Annotated in this window: 1 protein-coding gene; it reads left to right on the top strand. The window is 39.2% G+C overall.

Annotated elements, in window-relative coordinates; genetic code table 11:
• On the top strand, positions 1-232 hold a 232-nt coding region (locus tag NCS58_RS34120; RefSeq protein ID WP_250539054.1), incomplete at both ends, for a hypothetical protein.

The raw sequence follows: 232 nt of genomic DNA, 5'->3' as shown, positions 1-232 counted from the left end.
CGTCAAAGCTACATAGATCAAGGTCTACCTGACGTATATAACAGGGAGTATCTAAATCATCCAATCGACGAGACATTTGCTTATTTCAAGCGTGAAGACCTCTTACCAATGGTTGAAGAGGATTTTGATAAAGATAAACAATATTACGCTGCAATTGACTTTGCTGTTTCTACTGCTGATAGATCTGATTATACAGTCATCACGGTAGGTGGTGTAGACGATAGAGGTATCC

It is taken from the genome of Caballeronia sp. INML3B (genome assembly GCF_023631305.1).
Lineage (GTDB): Bacteria > Pseudomonadota > Gammaproteobacteria > Burkholderiales > Burkholderiaceae > Caballeronia > Caballeronia turbans.
This window is presented reverse-complemented; position numbering and strand designations above follow the sequence as displayed.